Annotated in this window: 23 protein-coding genes; 14 read left to right on the top strand and 9 right to left on the bottom strand. The window is 66.3% G+C overall.

Annotated features, from left to right (window positions below; all coding sequences use genetic code 11):
• Nucleotides 1–44 precede the first annotated feature (44 nt).
• Nucleotides 45–1,013: a tRNA (adenosine(37)-N6)-dimethylallyltransferase MiaA gene (gene miaA / locus CAL19_RS03080; RefSeq protein WP_026640938.1), complete on the top strand. Its 969-nt coding sequence runs from the start codon at nucleotides 45–47 to the stop codon at nucleotides 1,011–1,013.
• A 234-nt stretch (nucleotides 1,014–1,247) separates the two neighbouring features.
• Here miaA and purM read toward each other — a convergent pair whose 3' ends face one another.
• Nucleotides 1,248–2,297 (bottom strand): phosphoribosylformylglycinamidine cyclo-ligase, encoded by a 1,050-nt coding sequence (purM, locus tag CAL19_RS03075; protein WP_094795999.1) that lies wholly within the window; start codon nucleotides 2,295–2,297, stop codon nucleotides 1,248–1,250.
• Between the two features lie 137 nt (nucleotides 2,298–2,434).
• Between purM and hda the strand changes: the two genes are divergently transcribed.
• Genes hda through CAL19_RS03055 form a run of 4 tightly spaced genes read left to right on the top strand, consistent with a single transcriptional unit; the run spans nucleotide 2,435 to nucleotide 5,669 of the window.
• Complete coding sequence (gene hda, locus CAL19_RS03070) at nucleotides 2,435–3,136, top strand: DnaA regulatory inactivator Hda (RefSeq protein WP_026640940.1); 702 nt, start codon at nucleotides 2,435–2,437, stop codon at nucleotides 3,134–3,136.
• Entirely contained in the window at nucleotides 3,133–3,831 is a 699-nt protein-coding gene (locus CAL19_RS03065; RefSeq protein ID WP_026640941.1) for an HAD family hydrolase, read from the top strand. The genes hda and CAL19_RS03065 overlap by 4 nt, the downstream gene beginning before the upstream one ends.
• Nucleotides 3,832–5,193, top strand: a complete 1,362-nt coding sequence (pcnB, locus tag CAL19_RS03060) for a polynucleotide adenylyltransferase PcnB (protein WP_026640942.1) — start codon at nucleotides 3,832–3,834, stop codon at nucleotides 5,191–5,193. It abuts the gene before it with no gap.
• Nucleotides 5,190–5,669, top strand: coding sequence for a 2-amino-4-hydroxy-6-hydroxymethyldihydropteridine diphosphokinase (locus tag CAL19_RS03055; protein ID WP_094795998.1), 480 nt, complete (start codon nucleotides 5,190–5,192; stop codon nucleotides 5,667–5,669). The genes pcnB and CAL19_RS03055 overlap by 4 nt, the downstream gene beginning before the upstream one ends.
• A 376-nt stretch (nucleotides 5,670–6,045) precedes the next feature.
• Here CAL19_RS03055 and CAL19_RS03050 read toward each other — a convergent pair whose 3' ends face one another.
• From CAL19_RS03050 to CAL19_RS03025, 6 genes are all read right to left on the bottom strand, one after another.
• Nucleotides 6,046–6,870, bottom strand: a complete 825-nt coding sequence (locus CAL19_RS03050; RefSeq protein ID WP_170941496.1) for an HpcH/HpaI aldolase/citrate lyase family protein — start codon at nucleotides 6,868–6,870, stop codon at nucleotides 6,046–6,048.
• Nucleotides 6,870–8,066: a CaiB/BaiF CoA transferase family protein gene (locus CAL19_RS03045; RefSeq protein ID WP_094795996.1), complete on the bottom strand. Its 1,197-nt coding sequence runs from the start codon at nucleotides 8,064–8,066 to the stop codon at nucleotides 6,870–6,872. Before CAL19_RS03045 ends, CAL19_RS03050 begins: the two co-directional genes overlap by 1 nt.
• Entirely contained in the window at nucleotides 8,063–8,893 is an 831-nt protein-coding gene (locus CAL19_RS03040) for an FAS1-like dehydratase domain-containing protein (protein WP_094795995.1), read from the bottom strand. The genes CAL19_RS03045 and CAL19_RS03040 overlap by 4 nt, the downstream gene beginning before the upstream one ends.
• A gap of 132 nt (nucleotides 8,894–9,025) precedes the next feature.
• Complete coding sequence (locus CAL19_RS03035; protein WP_094795994.1) at nucleotides 9,026–9,823, bottom strand: enoyl-CoA hydratase; 798 nt, start codon at nucleotides 9,821–9,823, stop codon at nucleotides 9,026–9,028.
• The gene (locus tag CAL19_RS03030) at nucleotides 9,820–10,938 is read right to left on the bottom strand and encodes an acyl-CoA dehydrogenase family protein (protein WP_026640948.1); all 1,119 of its coding nucleotides are present in this window, start codon (nucleotides 10,936–10,938) and stop codon (nucleotides 9,820–9,822) included. Before CAL19_RS03030 ends, CAL19_RS03035 begins: the two co-directional genes overlap by 4 nt.
• Nucleotides 10,939–10,964: 26 nt before the next feature.
• Complete coding sequence (locus tag CAL19_RS03025; RefSeq protein WP_094795993.1) at nucleotides 10,965–12,155, bottom strand: acyl-CoA dehydrogenase family protein; 1,191 nt, start codon at nucleotides 12,153–12,155, stop codon at nucleotides 10,965–10,967.
• Between the two features lie 205 nt (nucleotides 12,156–12,360).
• Here CAL19_RS03025 and CAL19_RS03020 point away from each other — a divergent pair, with 205 nt between their 5' ends.
• From CAL19_RS03020 to CAL19_RS03010, 3 genes are read left to right on the top strand one after another with little or no spacing between them, the layout of a single operon-like run.
• Complete coding sequence (locus CAL19_RS03020) at nucleotides 12,361–13,860, top strand: class I adenylate-forming enzyme family protein (protein WP_094796382.1); 1,500 nt, start codon at nucleotides 12,361–12,363, stop codon at nucleotides 13,858–13,860.
• Nucleotides 13,861–13,904: 44 nt separating this feature from the next.
• Nucleotides 13,905–14,885, top strand: a complete 981-nt coding sequence (locus CAL19_RS03015; RefSeq protein WP_026640951.1) for a Bug family tripartite tricarboxylate transporter substrate binding protein — start codon at nucleotides 13,905–13,907, stop codon at nucleotides 14,883–14,885.
• A 15-nt stretch (nucleotides 14,886–14,900) separates the two neighbouring features.
• On the top strand, nucleotides 14,901–15,869 hold the full coding sequence (locus CAL19_RS03010) for an NAD(P)H-dependent flavin oxidoreductase (RefSeq protein ID WP_094795992.1): 969 nt from the start codon (nucleotides 14,901–14,903) through the stop codon (nucleotides 15,867–15,869).
• A gap of 127 nt (nucleotides 15,870–15,996) precedes the next feature.
• Here the strand turns inward: CAL19_RS03010 and CAL19_RS03005 are convergent, their stop codons facing one another.
• The gene (locus CAL19_RS03005) at nucleotides 15,997–16,980 is read right to left on the bottom strand and encodes a Bug family tripartite tricarboxylate transporter substrate binding protein (protein ID WP_094795991.1); all 984 of its coding nucleotides are present in this window, start codon (nucleotides 16,978–16,980) and stop codon (nucleotides 15,997–15,999) included.
• Between the two features lie 312 nt (nucleotides 16,981–17,292).
• Between CAL19_RS03005 and CAL19_RS03000 the strand changes: the two genes are divergently transcribed.
• Nucleotides 17,293–18,635, top strand: a protein-coding gene (locus CAL19_RS03000) for an IS3 family transposase (protein ID WP_094795990.1) whose coding sequence is annotated in 2 segments (ribosomal slippage) — nucleotides 17,293–17,734 and nucleotides 17,734–18,635 — 1,344 coding nt in all. Because the reading frame shifts where the segments join, the coding sequence is not laid out codon by codon here.
• Nucleotides 18,636–18,721: 86 nt separating this feature from the next.
• Here CAL19_RS03000 and CAL19_RS02995 read toward each other — a convergent pair.
• On the bottom strand, nucleotides 18,722–19,621 hold the full coding sequence (locus CAL19_RS02995) for a LysR substrate-binding domain-containing protein (RefSeq protein ID WP_026640954.1): 900 nt from the start codon (nucleotides 19,619–19,621) through the stop codon (nucleotides 18,722–18,724).
• Between the two features lie 109 nt (nucleotides 19,622–19,730).
• On the opposite strand from CAL19_RS02995, the gene CAL19_RS02990 reads away from it, so the two are divergent.
• The 5 genes from CAL19_RS02990 (at nucleotide 19,731) to CAL19_RS02970 (ending at nucleotide 24,897) form a co-directional block, all read left to right on the top strand.
• Entirely contained in the window at nucleotides 19,731–20,645 is a 915-nt protein-coding gene (locus CAL19_RS02990; RefSeq protein ID WP_094795989.1) for an SDR family NAD(P)-dependent oxidoreductase, read from the top strand.
• Nucleotides 20,646–20,656: 11 nt separating this feature from the next.
• Entirely contained in the window at nucleotides 20,657–21,511 is an 855-nt protein-coding gene (locus CAL19_RS02985; protein WP_094795988.1) for a MaoC/PaaZ C-terminal domain-containing protein, read from the top strand.
• Nucleotides 21,512–21,541: 30 nt separating this feature from the next.
• Nucleotides 21,542–22,774 (top strand): CaiB/BaiF CoA transferase family protein, encoded by a 1,233-nt coding sequence (locus CAL19_RS02980; RefSeq protein ID WP_094795987.1) that lies wholly within the window; start codon nucleotides 21,542–21,544, stop codon nucleotides 22,772–22,774.
• 113 nt (nucleotides 22,775–22,887) lie between these two features.
• The gene (locus CAL19_RS02975) at nucleotides 22,888–24,009 is read left to right on the top strand and encodes an ABC transporter substrate-binding protein (protein WP_094795986.1); all 1,122 of its coding nucleotides are present in this window, start codon (nucleotides 22,888–22,890) and stop codon (nucleotides 24,007–24,009) included.
• Nucleotides 24,010–24,024: 15 nt separating this feature from the next.
• The gene (locus CAL19_RS02970; protein ID WP_026640959.1) at nucleotides 24,025–24,897 is read left to right on the top strand and encodes a branched-chain amino acid ABC transporter permease; all 873 of its coding nucleotides are present in this window, start codon (nucleotides 24,025–24,027) and stop codon (nucleotides 24,895–24,897) included.
• Nucleotides 24,898–24,915 lie beyond the last annotated feature (18 nt).

Below are 24,915 nucleotides of genomic sequence, written 5' to 3'. Positions count from 1 at the left end.
ATGCCCGATCATCTGACTTGCCCGCTCGCAGCGGCCATGCCCTCATGAACGCCGGCGCGCCCATCATCTGCCTGGCCGGACCCACCGCGGCCGGCAAGAGCGCGGCGACACTGGCGCTTGCGCAACGCTGGCCGATAGAAATCATCAACGTCGATTCGGCCACCATCTACCGCGGCATGGATATCGGCACGGCCAAGCCTACGCCCGCCGAACAGTCCCGGGTGCCGCAACATTTGCTCGACATCCGCGACCCCGCGCAATCGTATTCGGCGGCGGAGTTCCGCGCCGATGCGCTGCGACTGATCGCCGATATCCGCGCGCGCGGCCGCATGCCGCTGCTGGCCGGCGGCACCATGCTCTACTACAAGGCGTTGCGCGACGGCCTGGACGACCTGCCGCAGGCGGACCCGACGCTGCGCGCCGAACTCGAAGACAGGGCGGGTCGGCTGGGGTGGCCGGCGCTGCATGCCGAGCTCGCCGCGCTCGATCCGCCGACGGCGGCGCGCCTGGCGCCCAACGACAGCCAACGCATCCAGCGCGCACTGGAAATCTGCATACTGAGCGGCCAACCCATGTCGGCGCTGTTGACCGGCCGGCCAGGCCGGACGGACCCTTCGTCAGAGTACCGGTACGTCACCGTCAGCATGGAGCCGTCTGACCGAGCCGCGCTGCATGCGCGCATTGCGCAACGGTTCGACGCCATGCTGGCGCGCGGCCTGCTGGACGAGGTGCGCACCCTGCATGCGCGGGGCGACCTGCATCCCGGGCTGCCATCGATACGCTGCGTGGGCTACCGGCAAATGTGGGAGCATCTGGACGGCGCGACAGATCTGGCCGCGGCCCGAGAGCAGGCCATCGCCGCCACAAGGCAACTGGCCAAACGCCAGCTGACCTGGCTGCGCGCCCAGCCCCAACGAACCATCGTGGATTGCCTGGCGGCCGACGCGGCGGCCCGCGCAGTCGATGCCGTGGCAGCAGCCCTGAACATCGGCGCGGAGCCCGACCGCGCCTGAACCGCGTGGCGCGCTTCGGCGCCTGATGCTTGCCGGAGGGTGTCTGACACCTTCGGAGTCAGACACCGAAACTTTGTGAGGTCAGTGCACTTCGGAGTCAGACACCGAACAGGGTACCGTCATCAACGTCAGCTTCTCAACCAGGTGTCTGACTCCGAAGGTGTCAGACACCGCCTGCTGTGTGCACGGCGCGGCCCAAGCGCCTGCGGGCACCGCGCACGCCATTTATGCCCGTCAGACCACCACGGTCGGGGCCATGCCGGGCTGCTGGTCGACGATCTCGCCAAGGCGGCTGACTGTTTCGCCTTGCGCCGTCAAGGTGGCGGCAATTGCGTCGGCCTGGTCGGCGGCGACCACGATCACCATGCCGATGCCGCAGTTGAAGACGCGGTGCATTTCGGTATCGGCCACGTTGCCCTGCTGCTGCAGCCACTGGAACAGCTGCGGCATTTGCCACGCATCGCGATGCAGCCGGGCCGAGAGGCCGGCGCGCAGAATGCGCGGCACGTTCTCGAGCAGGCCGCCGCCGGTGATGTGCGCCAGCCCCTTGATGCCGCCGCGATGCGCCGCCATGGCCGCCAACACCTGCTTGACGTAGATGCGCGTGGGCGCCATGACCACGTCGGCCAGCGGCTGGCCGTGGAAATCCTGGTCGGCACGTGCGCCGGCCCGCTCGATGATCTTGCGCACCAGCGAATAGCCGTTCGAATGCGCGCCGCTGGACGCCAGGCCCAGCACCACATCGCCCGGCTGAATCGACTTGCCGTCGAGAATTTCGGACTTTTCCACCGCCCCTACTGCAAAGCCGGCCAGGTCGTATTCGCCATCGGGATACATGCCCGGCATTTCGGCGGTTTCGCCGCCGATCAGGGCGCAACCGGCGAGTTCGCAGCCCCGCGCGATACCGCCGACCACGGCAGCCGCGGTGTCCACCGCCAGCTTTCCGCAGGCGAAGTAGTCCAGGAAGAACAGCGGCTCGGCACCCTGCACCAGGATATCGTTGACGCTCATGGCGACCAGGTCGATGCCCACGGTGTCGTGGCGGTTCCATTCAAAGGCCAGCCGCAGCTTGGTGCCGACTCCGTCGGTGCCCGACACCAGCACCGGCTCGCGGTACTTCCCGGGCACCTGGAACAAGGCGCCGAATCCGCCTATGCCGGCCAGCACGCCGGGACGCATGGTGCGCGCAGCCAGGGGCTTGATGCGGTCGACCAGGGCGTCGCCGGCATCGATATCGACGCCGGCGTCGCGGTACGTCAAGGGGGCGGAAGGTTGATTAGTCATGAGAAAAACCGTGGGGTATGTAACAATTGCGGGGTTTACGGGGTGCCGAGCCGGCATTTTACGATGCCCTGGCGTTTGTTATCGTGCGATGCGGCCGGCAACGGCCTGACCGTCCCGCTTCGTCCTTATTTTCGTCCATGACCCGCCAGCTGCTGCTCGACGTACTGCCCGCCCCCGCCCCCACGCTGCAGAACTATATCGCCGGCCCCAACAGCCAAGCCCTGGCTGCCGCCATCGGGCTGGAACCGGGCCGCGCGCTGTATTTGTGGGGCGCCGCAGGCTGCGGCCGCAGCCATCTGCTGCGCGGACTGGCCGCCTTGCCGGGCGCGGTGTATATCGATGCGTCGCAAGACCCCCGGGCGCTTCGCCGTCTGGCCGATGCCGATTCCGCGACCCCCATGCCGCCGCGCATCGCGGTAGACGACGTGCATCGCATGAGCGACGCACAACAGGCCGCGCTGTTCGCCTTGTACAATCGGTGGCGCGAATGCGCGGCCACCAGCCGCGCATTCGCCTTGGCCGTTGCGGGCGATCGCGCACCCTTGTCCATGCCGTTGCGCGAAGACCTGCGCACGCGCCTGGGCTGGGACCTGGTCTTCCGGCTCGAGCCGCTTTCCGATGCCGACAAACTGGCAGCACTGGCTACGCAGGCCGCCGAACGCGGGCTGCAACTTGCGCCCGAAGTCATACAGTGGATGCTGACGCACCGCGAACGCGACATCCGCAAGCTTGCCGCGCTGCTCGACGCCCTGGACCGCTATTCCCTGGCCACCGGCCGGGCCATTACCATTCCGCTGCTGCGCGCCATGCTTGCAGACCCCGACACACAAACACCATGACGCCCCGAAGACTCGCGCTGTTCGACCTGGACCATACGCTGCTGCCGCTGGACAGCGACTATCAATGGGCCGACTTCCTGGCGCGCACCGGCCGGGCGGGCGACCCCGAAGAAGCGCGCCGCCGCAACGATGACCTGATGGTGCGCTACAACCAGGGGCAGCTCAGCGCCGATCAGGCGGCCGAATTCATGCTGGGCCTGCTGGCGGCCCACACGCCGTTCGACCTGGCGGCATGGCACGAAGAATTCATGGCCGAAGTCGTGCGCCCCGACATCGCGCCGCAGGCGCTGCAACTGGTCGACCAGCACCTGGGCGCAGGCGACCTGTGCGCACTGGTCACGGCCACCAACAGCTTTGTCACCGCGCCCATTGCCCGCGCATTCGGGGTGCCCCACCTGATCGCCACCGAGCCCGAATACCGCAACGGACGCTACACCGGCCGCATCCACGGCACGCCCAGTTTCCAGCATGGCAAGGTCGTGCGCGTCAACGAATGGCTGGCCGGCATGGGGTTGAAGCTTGCCGATTTTTCCGAATCGTACTTTTATAGTGATTCCACCAACGATGTCCCGCTGCTCGAGGCCGTGACCCGGCCGGTAGCCACCAATCCCAGCCCGTCGTTGCGAGAAATCGCGCGGGCACGCGGCTGGCAGGTGCTCGATCTGTTCGAGCACATGGAAGATGCCAAATCCTAAATGATCACCGAAACCATAAAAAAATTCGTCGGCCGGCTGTTCAAGCCGGTAGCCCGCGGGCCGCAACGCATCCCGCGCGACAAGCACGGCATTGACCGCCGCAACGTATCGCGGCATGCCATCAAGGTATGCGACGTATTGCGCCAGCATGGCTATTCGGCGTATATCGTGGGCGGCGCGGTGCGCGACCTGATCGTGGGGCTGGAGCCCAAGGACTTCGACGTGGCCACCGACGCCACGCCCGAACAGATCCGCCCGCTGTTCCGGCGCGCCCGCATCATCGGCCGGCGCTTCCAGCTGGTGCACGTGGTGTTTGGCCCGGAAATCATCGAAACGTCCACCTTCCGGGCGCCCGCGTCCCAGGACCAGGAAACCGATGAGCACGGCCGCATCCTGCGCGACAACGTGTTCGGCAGCCACGAAGAAGACGCCGCGCGACGCGACTTCACCATGAACGCGCTGTACTACGACCCCCATACGGAAGAAGTCATCGACTTCCACCAGGGCGTGCACGACCTGAAAAAGCGGCAGGTGCGCATTATTGGCGACCCGGCGCAACGCTATCGCGAAGATCCTGTGCGCATGCTGCGCGCCGTGCGTTTCGCGGCCAAGCTCAACGGCACGATCGATCCGGCCACGCGCGAACCCATCGGCACCATGGCAAGCCTGATCGAAAACGTGCCGGCCTCGCGCCTGTTCGACGAAATGCTCAAGTTGCTGACCTGCGGGCACGCCATGGACTGCCTGCGCCAGTTGCGCGCCGACGGCCTGCACCACGGCATGCTGCCCCTGCTGGACGTCGTGCTGGAGCAGCCGGGCGGCGAGAACTTTGTCGAACTGGCACTGGAACGCACCGACAAGCGAGTGCGCGCGGGCAAGAGCATCAGCCCCAGCTTTCTGTTCGCGGCGCTGCTGTGGCAGCAGGTCGATTCGCGGTGGAAGCAATTGCGCGCCCAGGGCGAGCACACGATACCCGCGCTGGTGCGCGCGGCCGATTCGGTGCTGGACGAACAGACCGAAAAGCTGGCGATCCAGCGCCGGTTCTCGTCCGACATGCGCGAAATCTGGTTCATGCAGCCGCGTTTCGAACGACGCTCGGGCAAGGCGGTTTACCGCATGATTGAACAACCGCGCTTTCGCGCCGCCTGCGATTTCCTGCAACTGCGCGCCGCCGCCGGCGAGTTCGACAGCGTGCTGGCGCAGTGGTGGATGGACCTGGCCAACGCCGACGACGCCGGCCGCGCCGAGATGATCGAAGAGCTCGCCCGTCTGCCTCGCGACCCGGCCGAAGCCAGTGCGCCACGCAAGCGGCGCCGCCGGCCGCGCCGTCCGCCGGCGGCCCACGCCACGCCGTCCGAATGAACGCGCCGGTGCGCGCCTATGTGGGCCTGGGCGCCAACCTGGGCGACGCCGCGGGTACGCTGCACACCGTATTGCGCGAATTGGCCGCCACGCCCGGCATCCAGGGGTGCCAGGCGTCGGGGTTTTATCGCACGGCTCCGGTCGATGCCGGCGGCCCGGATTTCATCAATGCGGTGGCCGCGCTGGATACCACGCTGGCGCCGCTGGCGTTGCTGGATGTGCTGCAGGCGCTGGAAGCCCGTCATGGACGGCAGCGCCCGTACAGAAATGCGCCGCGCACGCTGGACCTGGACTTGCTGATGCATGGCGACACCGCCATGCAGTCCGAACGCCTGACCCTGCCCCACCCGCGCATGCACCAGCGCGCCTTTGTGCTGGCGCCCTTGCAGGAATTGACGCCCGCGCTGGTGCTGCCGCAGGGGCCGTTGCCGACACTGCTGGCGGCGCTGACCGACCAGCCGATTGAACGCCTGTAGTAGCCACCGTGAGCGGGGGCGGCAGGCAGGGCGAGGCATGAAACGGCGTGTTGACCTGAAGATGTCAGACACCGTGTATTCGTTTGGACGTGAAGGTGTCTGACACCCTTCGGGAGTCAGACACCGTGTATACGTCTCGACGTGAAGGCAGACGTCCTTTCATCCGGTGCCTGACTCCCGTAGGGTGTCAGACACCATGTATTCGTCTCGACGCAAAGGCAGACGCCCTTTCATCCGGAGTCTGACTCCAGTAGGGAGTCAGACACCATGTATACGTCTCGACGCGAAGGCAGACGTCCTTTCATCCGGTGTCTGACTCCCGTAGGGTGTCAGACACCAGGCACGTGTTCGGCAACGCGAACGGGCTATGCGGGCGTTACGATTGTTCGCCGGCGCGTTGCAGCAGTTGCCGCGCGCGCGCGATGACGGGGGCGTCAACCATTTTGCCGTCGAGCATGAAAGTGCCCGCTCCGCTGTCGCGATGCACGGCCACCACTCGGCGGGCCCATTCCAGGTCGGCGGCGGGCGGGGCGAACGCGCCGTGGATGATGGCGACCTGCGTGGGATGGATGCACAGCATGCCGCCAAACCCCATGTCGCGCGACCGGCAGGCAGCCGCCTGCATGCCGGAGGTGTCCTGCACGCCGGGAAACACGCCGTCGAGCGGCGCAGCCAGACCGGCGGACCGGCTTTGCAGCAGCACCTGCACCCGGGCATGATCGAGCACGACCGTGGCGCCTTCGGAATCGGGGGTAAGCCCAAGGTCCAGGCCGTAGTCGAGACTGCCGAAGGCCAGGCGCCGCACGCCCGGCGTGCGTGCGATTTCGGCCGCGTTGAGGATGCCGTCGGCGGTTTCCAGAATGGGCACGATGCCAATGCCCGTTTGCGCAGCATGCCGCACATGTGCGGCGGTTTCGGCCTTGGGCAGCACGATGGCCGTCACACCGGGATGGTTGCGGCAGGCCGCCAGATCGTCGTCGTGCCAGGGGGTGGATGCGTCGTTGATGCGCACCCACAGACGCACGCCGGGCTGCGTGCCCAGGAAATCGCACAGCGCTTCGCGGGCGCTGGCCTTGGCCAGGTGCTCGACCGCGTCTTCGAGGTCGACGATGACGGTATCGGCGCCGCTGGCCAGCGCCTTGGGGATGCGTTCGGGGCGGCTGGCCGGCACGAACAGGGCAGTACGGACTACGTTGGACATTACACGACCTCCGAGGCGCGCAGGCGCGCCACGGCGTCGGGCGCGTACCCCAGCCATGCTAGCACCGCATCGGTGTGTTCGCCCACGGCGGGAACCGGGTCCATGCGCGGCGTGTAGGCGTTGCTGGACGCCGGCGGCAGCAGCGATGGCAGGGCGCCCGCGGGGCTGTTGATTTCGCGCCAACGCTGGCGCGCCTGCAACTGGGGATGCGCCCAGACGTCTTTCATTTCATTGACGCGGGCATTGGCGATCTGCGCGGCCTCGAGGCGTTCGGTGACCTGCTCGATGGTCAGGCTGGCGAACGCCTGCACGATCAGGGCGCGCAAGGCGTCGCGATTCGCGGCGCGCCGGGAATTCGACGCAAAACGCTCGTCGTCGGCCAGGGCAGGCTGCCCCAGCACGCGGTCGCAGAATACGCGCCATTCGCGCTCGTTCTGCAGGCCCAGCATGATGGTGGCGCCGTCGCCCACCGGAAAGGGGCCGTACGGGTAGATGGTGGCGTGGGCCGCGCCGGCGCGCGCGGGCGGCGTGGCGCCGTCGAACGCGTAGTACATGGGATAGCCCATCCATTCGACCATGCTTTCGAGCATGGACACGTCCAGGCGGCTGCCCACGCCGGTGCGCTGGCGCAGCAGCAACGCGTTGAGGATGCCCGAGTAGGCGTACATGCCGGCGGCGATGTCGGAAATGGAGCAGCCCGCCTTGGCCGGATCGTCGGGCGAGCCGGTAACCGAGACAAACCCGCTTTCGCTCTGGATGAGCAGATCGTAGGCCTTCTTGCGTTCGTAGGGCCCGCCCTCGCCGTACCCGGAGATGTCGCAGACGATCAGGCGCGGGTGGCGCACATGCAGGGCCTCGAACGACAGCCCCAGGCGCTCGGCGGCGCCCGGCGCCAGGTTCTGCACCAGCACGTCGGCCGACTCCAGCAGGCGCCGCATGACGTCGGCGGCGTCGGGGTGCTTGAGGTCGAGCGTAAGGCTTTCCTTGGAGCGGTTGGTCCAGACGAAGTGCGACGACAGGCCGCGCACGCGTTCGTCGTAGCCGCGGGCGAAGTCGCCGGCCCCGGGGCGTTCGATCTTGATGACGCGCGCGCCCATGTCGGCCAGCTGGCGCGTGCAGAAGGGAGCCGCGATGGCGTGCTCGAGGCTTACGACCGTAATGCCGTCGAGGGGACGGACGGGAATGCCGGCGCTCATGCGGAGAACCTCAGTTGTGCCTGGTGGGCCAGCGTGCCGTCTTGTTCGGCCCACAGGTCGGCCACGCCCGGTTCGCCGACACGGCCGGCAACCTGGAACGGCGCGGGCGCGATAAGCGGCCGCAACCCGCGGAACGACAGGTGCCGCAGCGTCGCAGACGGATGCGCGTGGCGAAATGCGTTGACCATCAGGGTGGCCAGCATGGGGCCATGCACCACCAGGCCGGGATAGCCTTCGGCGCCGGTGACGTAGGGATGATCGTAATGGATGCGATGGCCATTGAACGTGACCGCCGAATAGCGGAACAACAGCACCGGCGAGGGTTCGATGGTTTCGCTCCATTGTGCCGGCGGCGGGGCTTCGGTGCCCACCAGCCGGGGCGGCGAGGGCTGCCGGTAGACGATGTCTTGTTCTTCGTGGATGGCCAGCGTGCCTTCCTGGTGGTATTCGTGGCGCACGGTCACGAACAGCAGCGAGCCGGTGCGGCCGGTTTTTTCGCGCACGTCGGCAACGGTGGATCGGCGTTCGGCCGGCACGCCCACGCGCAAGGGAGCATGGAATTCCAGGCGGCCGCCGGCCCACATGCGGTTGCGGTCGTCGGCGGGGGGCAGGAAGCCGCCACGGGCCGGATGCCCGTCCGGGCCCACGCCTTCGAGGCCGACCGGGTTGATGAAGTAGGCCCAGTGCCACAGCGGCGGCAGCGGCGCGCCGGCTGCCGACGCCGGGCCGCCCAGCGTGGCGGCGATACGGGCTGCGTGGCTGGCGTCGAGATTGTCGGCCACTGACTCGCCGCGGCCGATCCAGTCCGCGGGGTTGGAAGACGTCATGTTGGGATCCTTGGCTATGTCGTTGCAGGCCCAAGGATGCCCGCCCCCAGGCCATTTGTGAATTCGTATTTCTACAAGGCCGGGTTCAAGAGGCCGGAATCCGCGCCGGCGCCCGGACCGGCCCCGGCATTTTCATCGCCCCTGGAACAGCGGCGCGCGCTTTTCGGCGAAAGCGCGTATGCCTTCGAGATAATCATCGGTATAACCCAGCTGCTTCTGCAGTTCGCATTCCAGGTCGAACTGCTGCGCCAGGGTATTGCCGCTGGCCGAATGCAGGGCCTGCTTGGCGGCCCCGTATGCCCGCGTGGGCCCGCCCGCAAGCGTGGCCACCACCTGCTCGCGCGTGGCGTCCAGCGCGTCATCGGGTATGCAGCGCCAGATCAGCCCCCATTGCTCGGCCTGGCGCGCCGACACCGCGTCGCCGAAAAGCGCCATGCCCATCGCGCGCGCCGAACCCACCAGCCGGGGCAGGAACCAGGTGCCGCCGGCATCGGGCAGCAACCCGATCTTGCTGAAGGCCTGTACAAAACGCGCCGATTCCACGGCATAAACGACATCGCAGGCCAGGACCAGGCTGGCCCCTGCCCCGGCCGCCACGCCATTGACCAGGCACACCACGGGCACGGGCAGCGCGCGCAGTCGCGTGATCAGGGGTTGATAATGATTGCGCAGGCCCAGGCTCAGATCGCGGCGCTGCCCTTGCGGCAAGGGCTTGCGTTCGCCCAGGTCCTGCCCCGCGCAAAAGCCCCGCCCCGCGCCGGTAATGACCAGGCCGCGCAGCCCGGCGCAAGCCTCGAGGGCGTCCAGCGCGCGCGCAAGCTCCGCGTGCATGACGGCGGTAAAGCTGTTCAGGCGCTCGGGGCGGTTCAGGGTGATGACGCCCACCCCGTTTTCCAGCGCAAAACGGATCTGCTCATATGCCTGCGTCATGCCAGCTCCTCGAGTAGCGCGTACTGTTCGGCCGTATCGCCAAGCAATTGGTCGATCATCGTCAGGCGCTTGAAGTAGTCGCCGACTTCGAGCTCGTCGGTCATGCCCATGCCGCCATGCAGCTGCACGGCGCTTTGCGCCACGAAGCGCCCGGCACGCGCAGCTTCGAGCTTGGCCGCAGCCAGCATGCGCCGGCGCTGGCGGGCATCGGGTTCGCTCAGCGCGGCAGCCGCCACATAGGCCATGGAAAGGGCCATTTCCTTGGCGACCAGCATGTCGGCCAGGCGATGTTGCAACACCTGGAACGCGGCCAATGGCTGGCCGAACTGGCGGCGCGTCTTCAGGTAGTCGATGGTGATCTCGAGCAGACGCTCCATGGCGCCGGCCGCATGCGCGCACAGGGCCGCCGTGCCCCATTCCAGCGCGCAGGCCAGCGCGTCACGCGCGGCCTGGCCCTGCGCCAGCAACGCGTCCGCATCCAGCGGCGTGGCGTTGAACTCGATGCGCGCGCATCGCGTGCGGTCCAGTGTGGGCGTGTCCAGCACCGTGACGCCCTGCGCGTCGGCCGGCACGCGCAACAGCACCGGTTCGTCGTCGAGGTCGCGGGCCGATACGATCCACGCGTGCGCCGCCGCGCCATGCCAGACCAGATGCTTCACGCCGGATAGCTGCAGAATGCGGTCGGCGGCCGGCTGCACGCGGCACAGTTCGGGTTCGGTGTCGTAGCGCCGGCCGGGTTCCTGGTAAGCCAGCGCCACAATGGCCTGTCCGCTGGCCACGGCCGGCAGCCAGTCGCGCTGCGCGGCGGCGCCGGCGCAGGCCGCAATCAGGCTGGCCCCCATGACGGCGCTGGGAATCACCGGTTCGGACACCAGGCCGCGGCCCAGTTCCAGATGCACCGGCAGCAGGCTCGCCGGCGGCTCGCCGAAGCCGCCATGCTCGGCCGCAACGTTCAGGCCCAGCACGCCCAGCCCGGCCAGCTGGTTCCAGGCGCGCATGTCCAGCCCCGGGCTCGCGGCGCGGGCGCGGCGCGCCGCGAAATTCCATTCTTCCTGCATCAGCCGCCGCAGGCTGTCTGCGAGCATGCGCTGTTCTTCGGTATACGCGAAATCCATAGTCGTGTCCCGTTGCGATAGGGGCCTTACAGGCCCAGCATCATGCGGGCGATGATGCCCTTCTGCACCTCGGTGGTGCCGCCATAGATCGAAGTCTTGCGCATGTCGGCGTAGCCCGCCCCCGACGCGGCCGCCATATCGGGGCCGGGCCCCTGGAATGTCGCGTCGGCGAACATCCAGTCGGGATCGTAGGGCCAGGCATCCGGCCCGGCGATTTCCATCTGCAGCATCGCGAGGTCCTGCTGGATCTCGGATCCGCGGATTTTCAGCACCGAGGCCTCCGGCCCCGGCGTGTCGCCGCGCGCCGCCGCCACGCGCAGCAACAGCATTTCCAGCGCCATGATGTCGGTCTCGACGCGCGAGATGCGGTCGCGCATGCGGCTGTCCTGCAGAATGGGCCGGCCGCGCAGCTGAGTGCGCGCGGCCATGTCTTTCAGGATTCCGAGCTCGCGATAGCAATGCCCCAGGCCGGCGATGCCGGTGCGCTCGTGGCCCAGCAGGTACTTGGCGTAGGTCCAGCCCTGGCCGGGCTCGCCCACCAGGTTCGCCGCCGGCACGCGCACGTTTTCGAGCCAGACTTCGTTGACGTCGTGACCGCCGTCCAGCGTGCGTATCGGCCTGACGCTAACGCCCGGCGAACGCATGTCGATGAGCAGCATGGATATGCCGCGCTGCGGCTTGGCCTGCAGGTCGGTGCGCACCAGGCAGAACATCCAGTCGGCATACTGCGCCAATGTAGTCCAGGTTTTCTGGCCATTGACGAGGTAATGGTCGCCGTCGAGTTCGGCGCGGGTTTTCAGCGAGGCAAGGTCGGACCCCGACCCCGGTTCGGAGTAGCCCTGGCACCACCAGTCGTCTACGCGGATGATGCGGGGAAGCAGGCGCCGCTGTTGCTCGGCGCTGCCGAATTTCATAAGCACCGGGCCTATCATGGTCAGGCCGAACGGCAGCAGGCGGGGCGCCCCCGCCTTGAAGCACTCGACCTCGAAGATCAGGCGCTGGATGGCGTTCCAGCCCGTGCCGCCGAACGCTACGGGCCAGGTGGGCGCGCCCCAGCCATGGTCGGCCAGCACGCGATGCCAGCGCACATAGTCGTCGCGCTCCAGGCGCTGGTGGCGCAGCACCTTGTCGCGGATATCTTGCGGCAGTTTTCCTTGCGCGAACGCGCGCACGGTTTCGCGGAAGCTGCGTTCTTCCGGCGTCCAGCTCAGGTCCATGTTTGTCTCCTTCAAGCCATATCTAGCCACGACGCAGGCGCCGCGGCAATCTGGCTCTCTGGAACCGGGGGTTTTGCGCAAATGAAGCACGGGGCCGCAGCGTATGGCCACACAAAACCCCTGCTTCGGCAATGAAGAATGGTCAAGCCTGCCGGCGGGCCGGACACTTCCGCCATTGTCTTCAACCCTGGTTTTGTGGTTTTCGATGTCCGATCGTATTCATCATTTGTTGCAGCAACAGGCCGAGCGCCAGCAGGCCATTTTCCTGTACGAAGAAAGCGGCGCCACGGTGCGCTATGGCGAAATGTGGGCCCGCGTACAGGCGGCGCGGGAATGGCTGGCCGGCCAGGGCGTGCAGCCCGGCGACCGCGTGGCCGTCGTGGGCGAGAACTGCGCCCAGATGATCCAGGCGCTGTTCGCCTGCAGCCTGCTGGGCGCGTGGCCCCTGGGACTGAACGCGCGACTGAGCCCGCGCGAGATCGATGTCATCGCGACGCATGCCGAACCGGCATTGACCCTGTACACCAGCCATATCTCCAGCGCCGCTGCGAGCCACGCGCGCGCGGCCGGGGCGCGCCCCGCCGACGCGCAAGTATGGAACGGCGACATCGAATACGCCTTGCCGGCGCAGCGCCCTGCCCCCGAAACCGGCGACCTGGCAGGCCAGGTCGCCACCCTGATCTACACATCGGGCACCACCGGCGCGCCCAAGGGCGTCATGGTTCCGCATCGCGGCCTGCTGCATTTCGCGCGCGTGTCGGCCACCTCGCGCCGCCTGGGGCCGGAAGACATCAGCTACGCAGCGCTGCCGATGTCGCATATTTTCGGCATTGCCACGGTGCTGCTGGCCACGGTGCATGCCGGCGCACGCCTGGTGCTGCGCAGCCGCTACGACCCCCAGGACGTGCTCGGCGCGCTGCAGGCGCCCGGCCTGAGCATCCTGCAGGGCGTGCCCACGATGTTCACCCGCCTGCTTGCCGTGGCGCCCGAGCAGGGCGTACCCGCCCCGCGCCTGCGTTACCTGTATGCGGGCGGCGCCGCGCTGGACCCCACGCTCAAGCGCCAGATGGAAAATTACTTCGGCCTGCCGCTGCACCATGGCTATGGCATCACCGAATACGCGGGGTCGCTCTTCATTACCCGCGCCGACGCACCGCGCGACGACTGCACCGCCGGCTATGCGGTAGAGGGCGTGGAACTGCGGCTCGGCTCGCCCGATGCGGGCCCTCCCAAGGCAGGCGAAAAGGGCGACATCCTGGTGCGCGGGCCGGGCGTGATGCTGGGCTATTACCGCAACCCGGAGCAGACGGCGAAGGCGCTGCTGCCCGGCGGCTGGCTCAATACCGGCGATATCGGTTACGTGGACGAAGAAGGCGCGCTGTTCATCGCGGGGCGGTCCAAGGACTTGATCATCCGTTCGGGCTTTAACGTGTATCCGGCCGAGGTAGAAGCCGTCATCAACGCCTTTCCGGGCGTACGCATGTCGGCGGTGGTGGGCCGCCTGGAAGCCGACCAGAACGAAGAGGTGGTGGCGTTCGTGGAACCTCAACCCGGCGCACCGGTGGATACCGACGCCCTGATGACACACCTGCGCAGCCAGCTCGCGCCGTACAAGCGCCCCGCGCGCATCATTTCCATCGAAGCCATGCCTACGACGGTAAGCGGAAAAATACTCAAGCAGCCGCTGCGGGAACGGCTGGGATGACAGAGCAACACTCCCCGCAATAACAGCACAACAAGGAGACAATCATGAACATCAGAAACCTGCTGCGCGCCACCGCGCTTACCATGACGCTGTGCGCCATGGGCACCGCGGCCCAGGCCCAAGGCAAGTATCCCGAGCGGCCCATCAGGCTGCTGGTGGGCTACGCGCCGGGCGGGCCGGTAGACACCACGGCGCGCGTGTTCGCCAAATACCTGGGCGACAAGCTCGGCCAGTCGGTGGTCGTTGAAAACCGCGCAGGCGCCAGCGGCATGATCGCGTCCGACGCCGTCGCCAAGGCCTCGCCCGACGGCTATCTGCTCAGCTTTGCCGCCAGCCCGTCGCTGACGATCTCGCCCCTGGTGCAGAACAGCAAGCTGTTCGATCCCCGCAAGGATTTCACCCCCATCGGCATGGTGGTCGACTATACGAACGTGCTGCTGGTGGGCCCGCAAGTCAAGGCCAGGACGGTTGAAGAACTGATCCAGTTCGCCAAGGCGAACCCGGAAGCGGTCAGCTTCGGATCGGCCGGCGTGGGCGCATCGAACCATCTGTCGGCCGAACTGCTGAAGCTGCAGGCCGACGCGCCAATGCTGCATGTGCCCTATCGCGGCAACTCGCCAGCCATGATGGACGTGGTAAGCGGCAAGATCACCTTCATGTTCGACATCACCAGCACGGCCATTCCGTTCATCCAGAGCGGCAAGGCGCGCGCGCTGGCGGTGACCTCGCGCACGCGCAACCCGGAACTTCCCGACGTGCCCACCATGATCGAAGCCGGCCTGAAAGACTACGAAGTGGTCGGCTGGTATGCGCTGATGGCCCCGCCCAAGCTGCCCGATGACGTCAGGAACCGGTTGGCGGAGGCTTTGTCGGCGGTGTCGCAGGATCCCGCCTTCCGCAAGGCCATGGTCGACGGCGGCTACACCGTCAATGACGGCGACGGCAAGGCCGTGCAAGACCGTATCGAGCGCGAATACGCCATGTGGGCCGACGTCATCAAGTCGGCCAACATCCAGACCAACTGACCCCGCCTGCTGCCGATGTCCGCCTTGCAATTCCTGCGATCTTGCACCCGCCTGCCGGTTATCGGCGCGCCCATGTTCCTGGTGTCCGGGCCGGACCTGGTCATTGCACAGTGCGCCGCGGGCATCGTCGGCACGTTTCCGTCGCTCAATGCGCGCCCCCAGGATGCACTGGGCGACTGGCTGACCCGCATCGAAGCCGGGCTGGCGGCGCACCGCCGGGAGCATCCCGGCGCGCTGGTGGCGCCCTACGGCGTCAACTTGATCGTGCACCCCAGCAACGCCCGCTGGCAAGGCGACCTGCAGATCTGCGTAGACCACAAGGTGCCGTTGATCGTCACATCGCTGCACGCGCCCGATGCCGTCGTGCAGGCCGTGCGGCCCTATGGCGGCCTGGTGTTCCACGACGTCACCACCGTACGCCACGCGCGTCGTGCGCTGGACGCGGGCGTAGACGGGCTGATCCTGGTGGCCGCCGGTGCGGGCGGCCACGCCGGCGTGCTCAATCCGATGGCGCTGGTGAACGAAATCCGCTCTTTCTACGATGGCCCGCTGGCCCTGTCGGGCTGCATCAGCCACGGCAAGGATGTGCTTGCGGCGCTGGCCATGGGATGCGACTTCGCCTATATGGGCACGCGCTTCATTGCGACGCAGGAATCGCTGGCCTCGGATCGGTACCGTGAGATGGTGCTGCAGGCCGGCGTGGACGACGTGCTCTACACGCCGTTCTTCTCGGGGGTTCCGGCCAATTACCTGATTCCCAGCATCGCCGCCGCGGGACTCGACCCCGACAATGTGCGCACACGCCAGAACGACACGGTGGACCTGGACAAGCGCAATCGGCCCAAGGCCTGGAAAGATATATGGAGCGCCGGCCAGGGCGTGGGCGCGGTGCAGGAAATCCTTTCGACTCGGGCCCTGGTAGACCAGCTGGCCGGCGAGTTCAACGAGGCCCGCCAGGCCATCGGCGCGCTGGCGCCGGCCTGAACGATGCGCCGGCCCGGCCGGCCCGTCGCCACCCCGCAAACGACAGGCGCCTGGCCCCCAGGCTGGAGGCCAGGCGCCGACGCAATGCGAATGGGCGCCCGCGCCGGCTTTGCCGCCGGCCCGCCGGTTATTCCACCTTGATTCCCGCCTCTTTGATCACCTTGCCCCATTTATCGATTTCGGCCTGCAGGAAAGCGCCGAATTCCGCGGGCGTGCCGGGCTTGGGCTCCGCGCCGGCGGCCAGCATGCTCTTGGCGGCTTCCGGATCGCGCAGCACGCGCACCATGTCGGCATTGGCCTGCTTGACGATATCGGCGGGCGTGCCGGCCGGAGCAAGCAGGCCCGACCACGAATACGCCTCGTATCCCGGCACGCCGGATGACGCGATGGTCGGGATGCCGGGGAACAGTGCCGAGGGCTGCGGGTTGCCCACGCCCAGCGGGCGGATCTTGCCGCCCTGCAGGTGCGGACGGGCCGAGGGGCCGTCTGCGAACATCACCTGCACCTGGCCGCCCAGCAGGTCCTGCATTGCGGGCGCGCTGCCGCGATACGGCACGTGCTGGATCCGAGTGCCCGTCATGCTGTTGAACAGCTCGCCCGCCAGATGCGTGCCGCCGCCCGTGCCGGACGAGCCGAACGACAGCTTGCCCGGGTTCTGCTTGGCGTAGGCGATCAGTTCCTGCACGGTGTTTACCGGTAGCGACTCGTGCACCACCAGCACAATGGGAAACACCGCCGCCATGCCTACCGGCACGAAATCTTTCGTGATGTCGTAGCTCAGATTGCCGCGCAGGCTGGGCAGCACCGCGTGGTGGATCGACGCAAAGAAGTAGTGATAACCATCGGGCTCGGTCTTGGCCGCGGCCTGCGCGCCCACAATGCCGCCCGCCCCCGCCTTGTTGTCGACCACCGCCGCCACGTTCCAGGCCTGCGCCATGGGCTGGGTCGTCAGGCGCGCGGTGGTGTCCACCGGGCCGCCAGGCGGAAAGGGCACGATGAAATTGACGGGGCGCTCGGGCCATTTGGCTGCATGGGCCTGCAGCGGCAGGCAGGCGGCCGCCCAGGCGGCGCCCAATGCAGTGACCAGGCGCCGGCGTTGCACATTTTGCATAGGGGAGTCTCCGATTTTCTTGGTGCGCGCAGTCGCTGCCGCGCCGCGCTTGCCGGATATTATTCGCGCGGAAGATCGAAATTCCGATTCTTTTTTGCCGAACCCCCCGTTCAGTTCGGCCCGGAGGGACGCCCCCAGACGCCCGCCATCATTTGCCGGTGTCTGACACCAAAGCAACGCAACCGACAAAAGGTCTCTCCGCTCTTGACGGTGTCTGACACCAAGGGTGAAAAGGCCTCTCCGCTCTTGACGGTGTCTGACACCAAAGTGAAGTGACCCCCAAAAGTTGGATATCAACTTTGGGGTTATTTCATGGAGAAGTACAGTGAATCGGTCAAACTGGCGTCGGCTCAGGAGTATTGCGAGGGCAATGCCGGGATTGCGGCGGTAGCGCAACGTCATGGTGTGAGTCGACATGCGCTGCGCCGCTGGGTGGCGGCCTATCGGATCCATGGTGTGGCCGGCCTCCGTACCAAGCGTGTCCGCTATGACGAGGCGTTCAAATGGAAGGTTCTGCTGCACATGAAGCAGCATGAGCTGTCGTACCGCCAGACGGCGGCGTGGTTCGACATCCGTAACTTCAATATCATCGCTCGCTGGGAGCGCCAGTATGATGTACAGGGTTCAGCCCGAACATATACAGGAGGGCCTCCCAGGATGGTTTTACCCAAGAAGCCGGCGCTGCCTGACGCCGCACGCACCCGCGAAGACCTGCTCAAGGAGCTGCAGTTCTTGCGCACGGAGAACGCGTACCTAAAAAAGCTCGATGCCTTGGTTCAAGCCAAACAGAAATCGGCGCAGCAGAAAAAGCGCAAATAGTGCTTGAACTAAGGCAACACTTTCCCCTGGCCGACCTGTTGTCGGTGGCAGGCCTGCCGCGCAGCACCTTTTATTACCAGTGGCGGGCCGGGCAAGCCGGTGACAAGTATGCGTCGTTGAAGGCCCGGATTTGCGCCATTTTTGAACAGCACCAAGGACGCTATGGCTATCGGCGCATCACCGAAGTCGTGCGCCAGCAAGGCTGGCCGGTTAATCACAAGACCGTGCAGCGCTTGATGGGCTTGCTGCGGTTGAAGTCTTGCGTGCGGGTCAAGAAATATCGCTCTTATCGTGGCGCACTCAACCAGCTTGCCCCCAATGTGCTGCAACGCCAATTCCAGGCCGCGCAGCCGAACAAGAAGTGGGCCACCGATGTGACCGAGTTCAAAGTCGGCGCGCAGAAGCTGTATCTCTCGCCGGTGATGGACCTTTGTAACGGCGAGATCCTTGCCTACGAAATGGCCACCCGGCCAAGCTTTGCCATGGTTGCCAACATGCTCAAACAGGCTTGCACGCGGCTGGGCCCGTCCGAGCGTCCCATCCTGCACTCGGATCAGGGCTGGCAGTACCAGATGCCCGCCTACCGCGAACTGTTGGCGCAACACGGCGTGACCCCTAGCATGTCACGACGAGGCAACTGCCTGGACAATGCGGCCATCGAGAGCTTCTTCGGCACTCTCAAGGCCGAGTTCTACCACCTGAGCACCTTCCAGACCATTGAGCAGCTAAAGGACGGAATCGCCCGATATATCCATTACTACAATCACGAGCGCATCAAGCTTAAACTCAACGGGCTGAGCCCCGTGCAATACAGAACTCAGCTCCTGGCCACATAACGGTCAAAACCGTCCAACTTTGTGGGGTCAGTTCACAAAGGTGTCAGACACCCCCCCAAAAAAAGCAACGCAGCTGACAAAGGCCTTCACGAGGCGCGGGCGGCTGCCTGTACGTGGGTGATGAACTCTTCGACAAAACGCGGCATGTCGCGGCCGCGCTGGCGGCACAGCAGGCGGTCGCGCTGCGCCCACGCGTCTTGCAGACGCACCACATGCAGGGCCTGGGCCCTGCTGTAGCGCGCCGCGCAGGCGCGCGGCACCACGGCGATGCCCGCTCCCGCCTCGACCATGCGGCACACCGCCTCGAAACTGCCTACGTGCACACGCTGGCAAAGGCGCTTGCCCAGGCCCGATGCAATGTCTTCCAGGAAAGTCTGGATCGCGCTGTTGGGGTGTATGCCCACGAACTGGTAGTCGTCGACCACGTCCACGAAACGTACCGACGCGAGCTGCGCCAACGGATGGGTGAGCGATGTGACGATGGCCAGCTCATCGCGGAACAAAGGCATCACGTCCAGGCCTTCGACATCGATATTGCCCGCCACAATGCCCAGGTCGGCCGCGCCGGCCCGGATGGCCAGCACGATATCGCCCGAGATCTTTTCTTCGAGCTCGATATCCACGTCGGGATTCCCGGCCAGGAAAGTGGACATGGCGTCAGCCAGGAACGAGTTCGTGGCGGTAGTATTTGCCAGCAGCCGCAATCGCCCCTTGATGCCGCTGGCATAGGGCTGCAGGTCGGCGTTCAGGCATTCGAGCTGGCGGAAGACCGCATGCGCGTGCCGAAGCAGCACTTCGCCGGCGGGCGTGAGCGACACGCCGGTAGCCTGGCGCACCAGCAGGCGCGCCTTGAAGGCTTCTTCCATGTTCTTGATGCGCGCGCTGGCGGCAGGCAGGGAAAGAAACGTGCGCTCGGCGGCACGCGTCAGATTAAGGGTCTCGCCTACGTTTACAAATAGACGCAGGTCGGTGAGGTCATGTCTCATGTTCCAGCACGCAAAAGGGGGGGGTCTTTAATTTTGAATTCCGCTGCCCTGTCGTGAAATCTACCATGCAGCATAACCTGGGCGTATACGCCCCTCTTAAGGAGACACCATGAGCGGCATTGTTGCAGGGAGAGTAGTGGTCGTAACGGGCGCCGGCGGCGGCATCGGGCGCGGCATCGCGCTGGCCATGGCGGCCGCGGGCGCCAAGGTGGTCGTCAACGATATCGGCGTATCGCTGCAGGGCGAAGGCGGGGGCGCGGGCCCCGCGCAGTCGGTGGCGCAGGAAATCCTGGACGCAGGCGGCCAGGCATGCCCCAACACCGACAGTGTCGCCTCGTATGAAGGCGCGCACAACATCATCAAGACGGCGGTCGACACCTATGGCCGCATCGACGCGGTGGTCAACAACGCCGGCAACCTGCGCGACCGGGTGTTTCACAAGATGAGCGAAGAAGAATGGCGGCAGGTGCTCGACGTGCACCTGAACGGCACCTTCTTCATGAGCCGCGCGGCGGCGCCCTATTTCCGCGAGCAGGAATCGGGCGCTTTCGTGCACATGACGTCCACCTCGGGCCTGATCGGCAACTTCGGCCAGGCCAACTACGCCGCGGCAAAACTGGGCATCGTGGCACTGTCCAAGTCCATCGCCCTGGACATGGCGCGCTACAACGTGCGCTCGAACTGCATCGCGCCGTTCGCCTGGAGCCGCATGACCAGCTCCATCCCCGCCGAGACCGACGCCGAAAAAGCGCGCGTCGAAAAACTCAAGAAAATGGAGGCGGGCAAGGTTGCCCCGCTGGCGGTATACCTGGCCAGCGACGCAGCCAGCGAGGTCACGGCGCAGATCTTCGCCGTGCGCGCCAACGAAATCATGCTTTTCAGCCAGCCGCGCCCGGTGCGCAGCGTGCACCAGAGCGAGGGCTGGACGCCGGAACTCATCGCCGACATCGCCATTCCGGCCATGCGCAAGCAGTTCTATGCACTGGAGCGCTCGCCGGACGTCATCGACTGGGACCCCATCTGAGGCCGCGCCACATGGATTACGCCACCATCAAGAACTGGCGGTTCGACGATGTCCGCCATCGCTACGACGAGAAAGACACCATGCTCTATGCCCTGGGCATCGGGCTGGGGCAAGACCCGCTGGACGCAGGGCAGCTGCGCTACGTCTACGAGAAGGACTTGCAGTGCTTTCCCACCCAGGCCACGGTGCTGGGCTACCCCGGCTTCTGGATGAGCGACCCGCGCGCGGGCATCGACTGGGTGCGGCTGGTGCACGGCGAACAGCGCCTGACGATGCACGCCCCGCTGCCGGCCAGCGGCACGGTAATAGGCAAGAGCCGCGTCACACACGTCATCGACAAAGGGGCGGACAAGGGCGCGCTGGTCATTACCGAACGCACGCTGCACGACGAGGCCGGCGCGCACCTGGCCACGCTGCAGCAAACCACCTTCTGCCGGGGCGACGGCGGCTTCGGAAACGGCGATGCGAGCCCGCCCGCCCTGCCTGCCGCGCCCACACGCGCGCCCGACCGCAGCTGCACGCTGGCCGCGGCGCCCAACGCCGCCCTGCTGTATCGCCTGAGCGCCGATCGCAATCCGCTGCATGCCGACCCCGACGTGGCGCGCGACGCGGGTTATCCGCAGCCCATCCTGCATGGCCTGTGCACCTACGGCATGGCTGCCCACGCCATCGTGAAAACCTGGTGCGACTACGACGCCGCGCGGCTCACCAGCCTGAATGCGCGGTTTTCGGCGCCGGTGTACCCCGGCGAGACGCTGCAGGTCGACATGTGGCGCGGCGAGTCCGCCGGGCTGCAATTCATCGTACGGGCCGCCGCGCGAGACGTCGTGGTCATGAGCCACGGCACGGCCACCATTACCCCTTGACTGCGCCGCCGCGCAAAGAGCAGGCTACCCATGGCTACACGACCCCCACCGCTGGATGGCATCCGCGTGCTCGACCTGAGCCGCATCCTGGCCGGCCCCTGGTGCACCCAGAACCTGGCGGACCTGGGCGCCGACGTCATCAAAGTGGAACGTCCGGGCACAGGCGACGACACGCGCCACTGGGGCCCGCCCTACCTGAAAGACCCGCAAGGCCACGACACGGCGGAAGCTGCCTACTACCTGAGCGCCAATCGCAACAAGCGCTCGCTGGAGGCCGACATCGCCACGCCGGCCGGCGCCGGCCTGGTACGCGACTTGGTGGCGCACTGCGACATTCTGGTCGAGAACTTCAAGGTGGGCGGCCTGCGCAAGTACGGGCTGGATTACGAAAGCCTGCGCACGATCAACCCGCGGCTCATATATTGTTCGGTTACGGGATTCGGCCAGGACGGCCCCTGCGCGCACCTGCCGGGCTACGACTTCATGATCCAAGGCCTGGGCGGGCTGATGAGCATTACCGGCGAACGCGACGACCTGCCGGGCGGCGGCCCGCAGAAAGCCGGCGTGGCGGTCACGGACATCATTACCGGCATGTATGCCAGCGTGGCGATTCTTGCTGCGCTGCAAGAGCGTCACCGCAGCGGACTGGGGCAGCACCTGGATATCGCCCTGTTCGACTGCCACGTGGCGATGTTGGCCAACCAGAATTCCAACTATTTCACGTCGGGCGTGGCGCCCGCCCGGGCGGGCAACGCCCACCAGAACGTCGTGCCCTACCAGGTGTTTGCGGCCAGCGACGGGCACCTGATCGTGGCCACCGGCAACGAATCGCAATACCGCGCCTACTGCAATGCGATCGGCGCGCCCGAGTTGGGCGACGACCCCCGTTTTGCGACCAACAAGCTGCGCGTCACCCACCGCGACGAACTTGTTCCGCTGCTTGCCGGCATCATGAAGCAGGGTCGGCGCGACGACTGGATCGCCAGGCTGGAAGCCGCCGGCGTGCCATGCGGCCCGATCAACAACATCGCCCAGGCATTCGCCCACCCGCAGGCCCAGGCGCGCCAGCTGCGCCGCGAAATGCCGCACCCCCTGGGCGGCACCGCCAGCGTCACGGCCAGCCCGCTGCGCTTTTCCGCCTCGCCCGTCGTCTATCGCAGCGCGCCGCCGTTGCTGGGGCAACACACCGCCGAGATCCTGCGCGACGTGCTGGGCAGAACCGCAGGCCAGACCAATGGCGCGGGAGGGAAAACCCGCAGTTAAGCAAATCCGAATAGGTCGCATCATGGAGTGTCGCTAGCATTTTTGAAGCCGCCGGCCGGGCGCCTGCTTGCCGCTGCGGCGCACAATAACCACGACAACGTGTGGAGACATCAATGAAAAAGCTGCTCGCCGGACTGGCTCTGTGCCAAGGCCTTACCCTGTCCTCGTTGGGCCACGCAACCGATCTTGCCATCGGCGCCCTGTTCCCCCTGAGCGGCAGCAATGCCGAATACGGGCAGATCTTCAGCTCCGGGGCCAACCTGGCCGTCGAGCACATCAATGCCGACAAGATGCTGTCGGGCAAGCTTTCCATCGTGTACGAAGACAGCCAGGCGCTACCCATGCAGGGCGTGATCGGCATGAACAAGCTGGTCAACGTGACCAAGGTGCCGTTCGTGCTGAGCGCGTTCACCGGCGTATCCAAAGCCATCGCGCCCATCGGCACGCGTTCGAAGACGGTGATGGTCAACGGCGGCGGCGTGGGCCCCGACCTGGCGGAGCTGGGCGATTACTTCTGGAACACGATCCCGCTGGTGGACTTCGAAGTGCGGGCCGTCGTGCCCTACCTGGTCAAGGAACGCGGCCTCAAGCGCGTCGCGCTGGTATACGTGGACGACCCCCTGGGCCAGTCGGTGGTGAAAGAACTCCAGGAAGAACTGGGCAAGGTGGGAGGCGAACTGGTGGGCAGCTTCTCGGTGCCCGCCACGGCGCAGCAATTTTCAGGCGTGGCGGCCCGCGTGCGCGACGTCAAGCCCGACGCCGTCTACATTGCCTCGTACGGCAGCCAGCAAGGGCAGATCGTGAAGCAGTTGCGCGACAACGGCGTGTCGCAGCAGATCGCCAGCTATTCGGCGTTCGCCATCCCGTCGACGCTGTCGCTTCCCGAAGCAAAGGGGGCGATCTTCACCAGCCAGAAGGTCGACTGGGAAAAGGCCGACGACATCACCAAGCGCATGCTGCAAGACTACAAGAAACAGCATGGCAAAGAGCCCAATATGTACGTGCTGAACTACTACAACGCCGTACGTACTTTCGGTGTGCTGGCCGCGGCGCTGGAAAAGGCCGGCAAGCCCGTCACCGGCGAAAACCTGCTGGCGCAGCGCAAGGCCACCAAGACCTTCGACTTCGTGGGGGCCACCGTATCGTTCGCCGATAACGGCACCATCCAGGCGCCCATACAGATCAACGAAATCGGCGAAGGCGGCGCCAAGCCCATTGCCGACGCCGCCCAATAATCGCCCGGCCCGGCCATGCTGTTCATCCAGCTGTTCATCAACGGCATACAGACGGGCGCGCTGTACGCGCTGATCGCCGCGGGTTTCTCGCTGATTTTCGGCACCACGCGGGTCTTCCACGTGGCCCACGGCGCCACGTTCACGCTTGCCGGCTTCGTGTTCTATGAGCTGTATACGGTGCTGGGGTGGGCCTGGCCGTTGGCGGCCACTGGCGCGGCGCTGGCGGCCGCCGCATTCGGCGTGCTGGTCGACCGCTATGTGTATTCGGTGATCCAGCGCCACGAGGCCGCATTCTTCACCGTGTTCGTGGCCTCGTTCGGCATTGCCATCGTCGTGCAGAACCTGATTGCCATCGGCTTCGGCCGCGGGCTGGTCACCGTGCCCACGCCCCTGAGCAAGAGCCTGGAAGTACTACCCGGCCTGTACGTCGCGCCCATGGCGGCGGTGGCCGTGCTGTGCGCCATCCTGGCCTTCGGCGCCCTGCACTGGCTGCTGACGCACACCAACCTGGGGCTGGCGCTGCGCGCGCTGGGCGAAAACCCCGAACTGGTGCGCGTCTACGGGCTCACCCCGCGCAGCCTGTCGCAGTATGTGTTCCTGATCGGCTCGCTGCTGGCCGTGCCTGCCGCCATCCTGACGGCGACGACCTCGGGCCTGAATCCGTCGATGGGACACCACATCATGCTGATCAGCATCGCCGCCACGATCGTCGGCGGCGTGGGCAGCCTGCGCGGCGCGGCCGTCGCAGGCCTGCTGCTGGGCATGGCCGAGAACCTGTCGCTGGCCTGGATCGACCCGCAATGGAGCGAGGCAGTCACATTCGTGGTGCTGTTCCTGTTCATCCTGTTCCGACCCGGTGGCGTCTATGGGCGCGCAATCACGTCCTAGGCACGTCAACAAGGCAAC

Origin of the sequence: Bordetella genomosp. 7, from assembly GCF_002261265.1 — a bacterium.
Classification (GTDB): Bacteria; Pseudomonadota; Gammaproteobacteria; order Burkholderiales; family Burkholderiaceae_B; genus Bordetella_A.
This window is presented reverse-complemented; position numbering and strand designations above follow the sequence as displayed.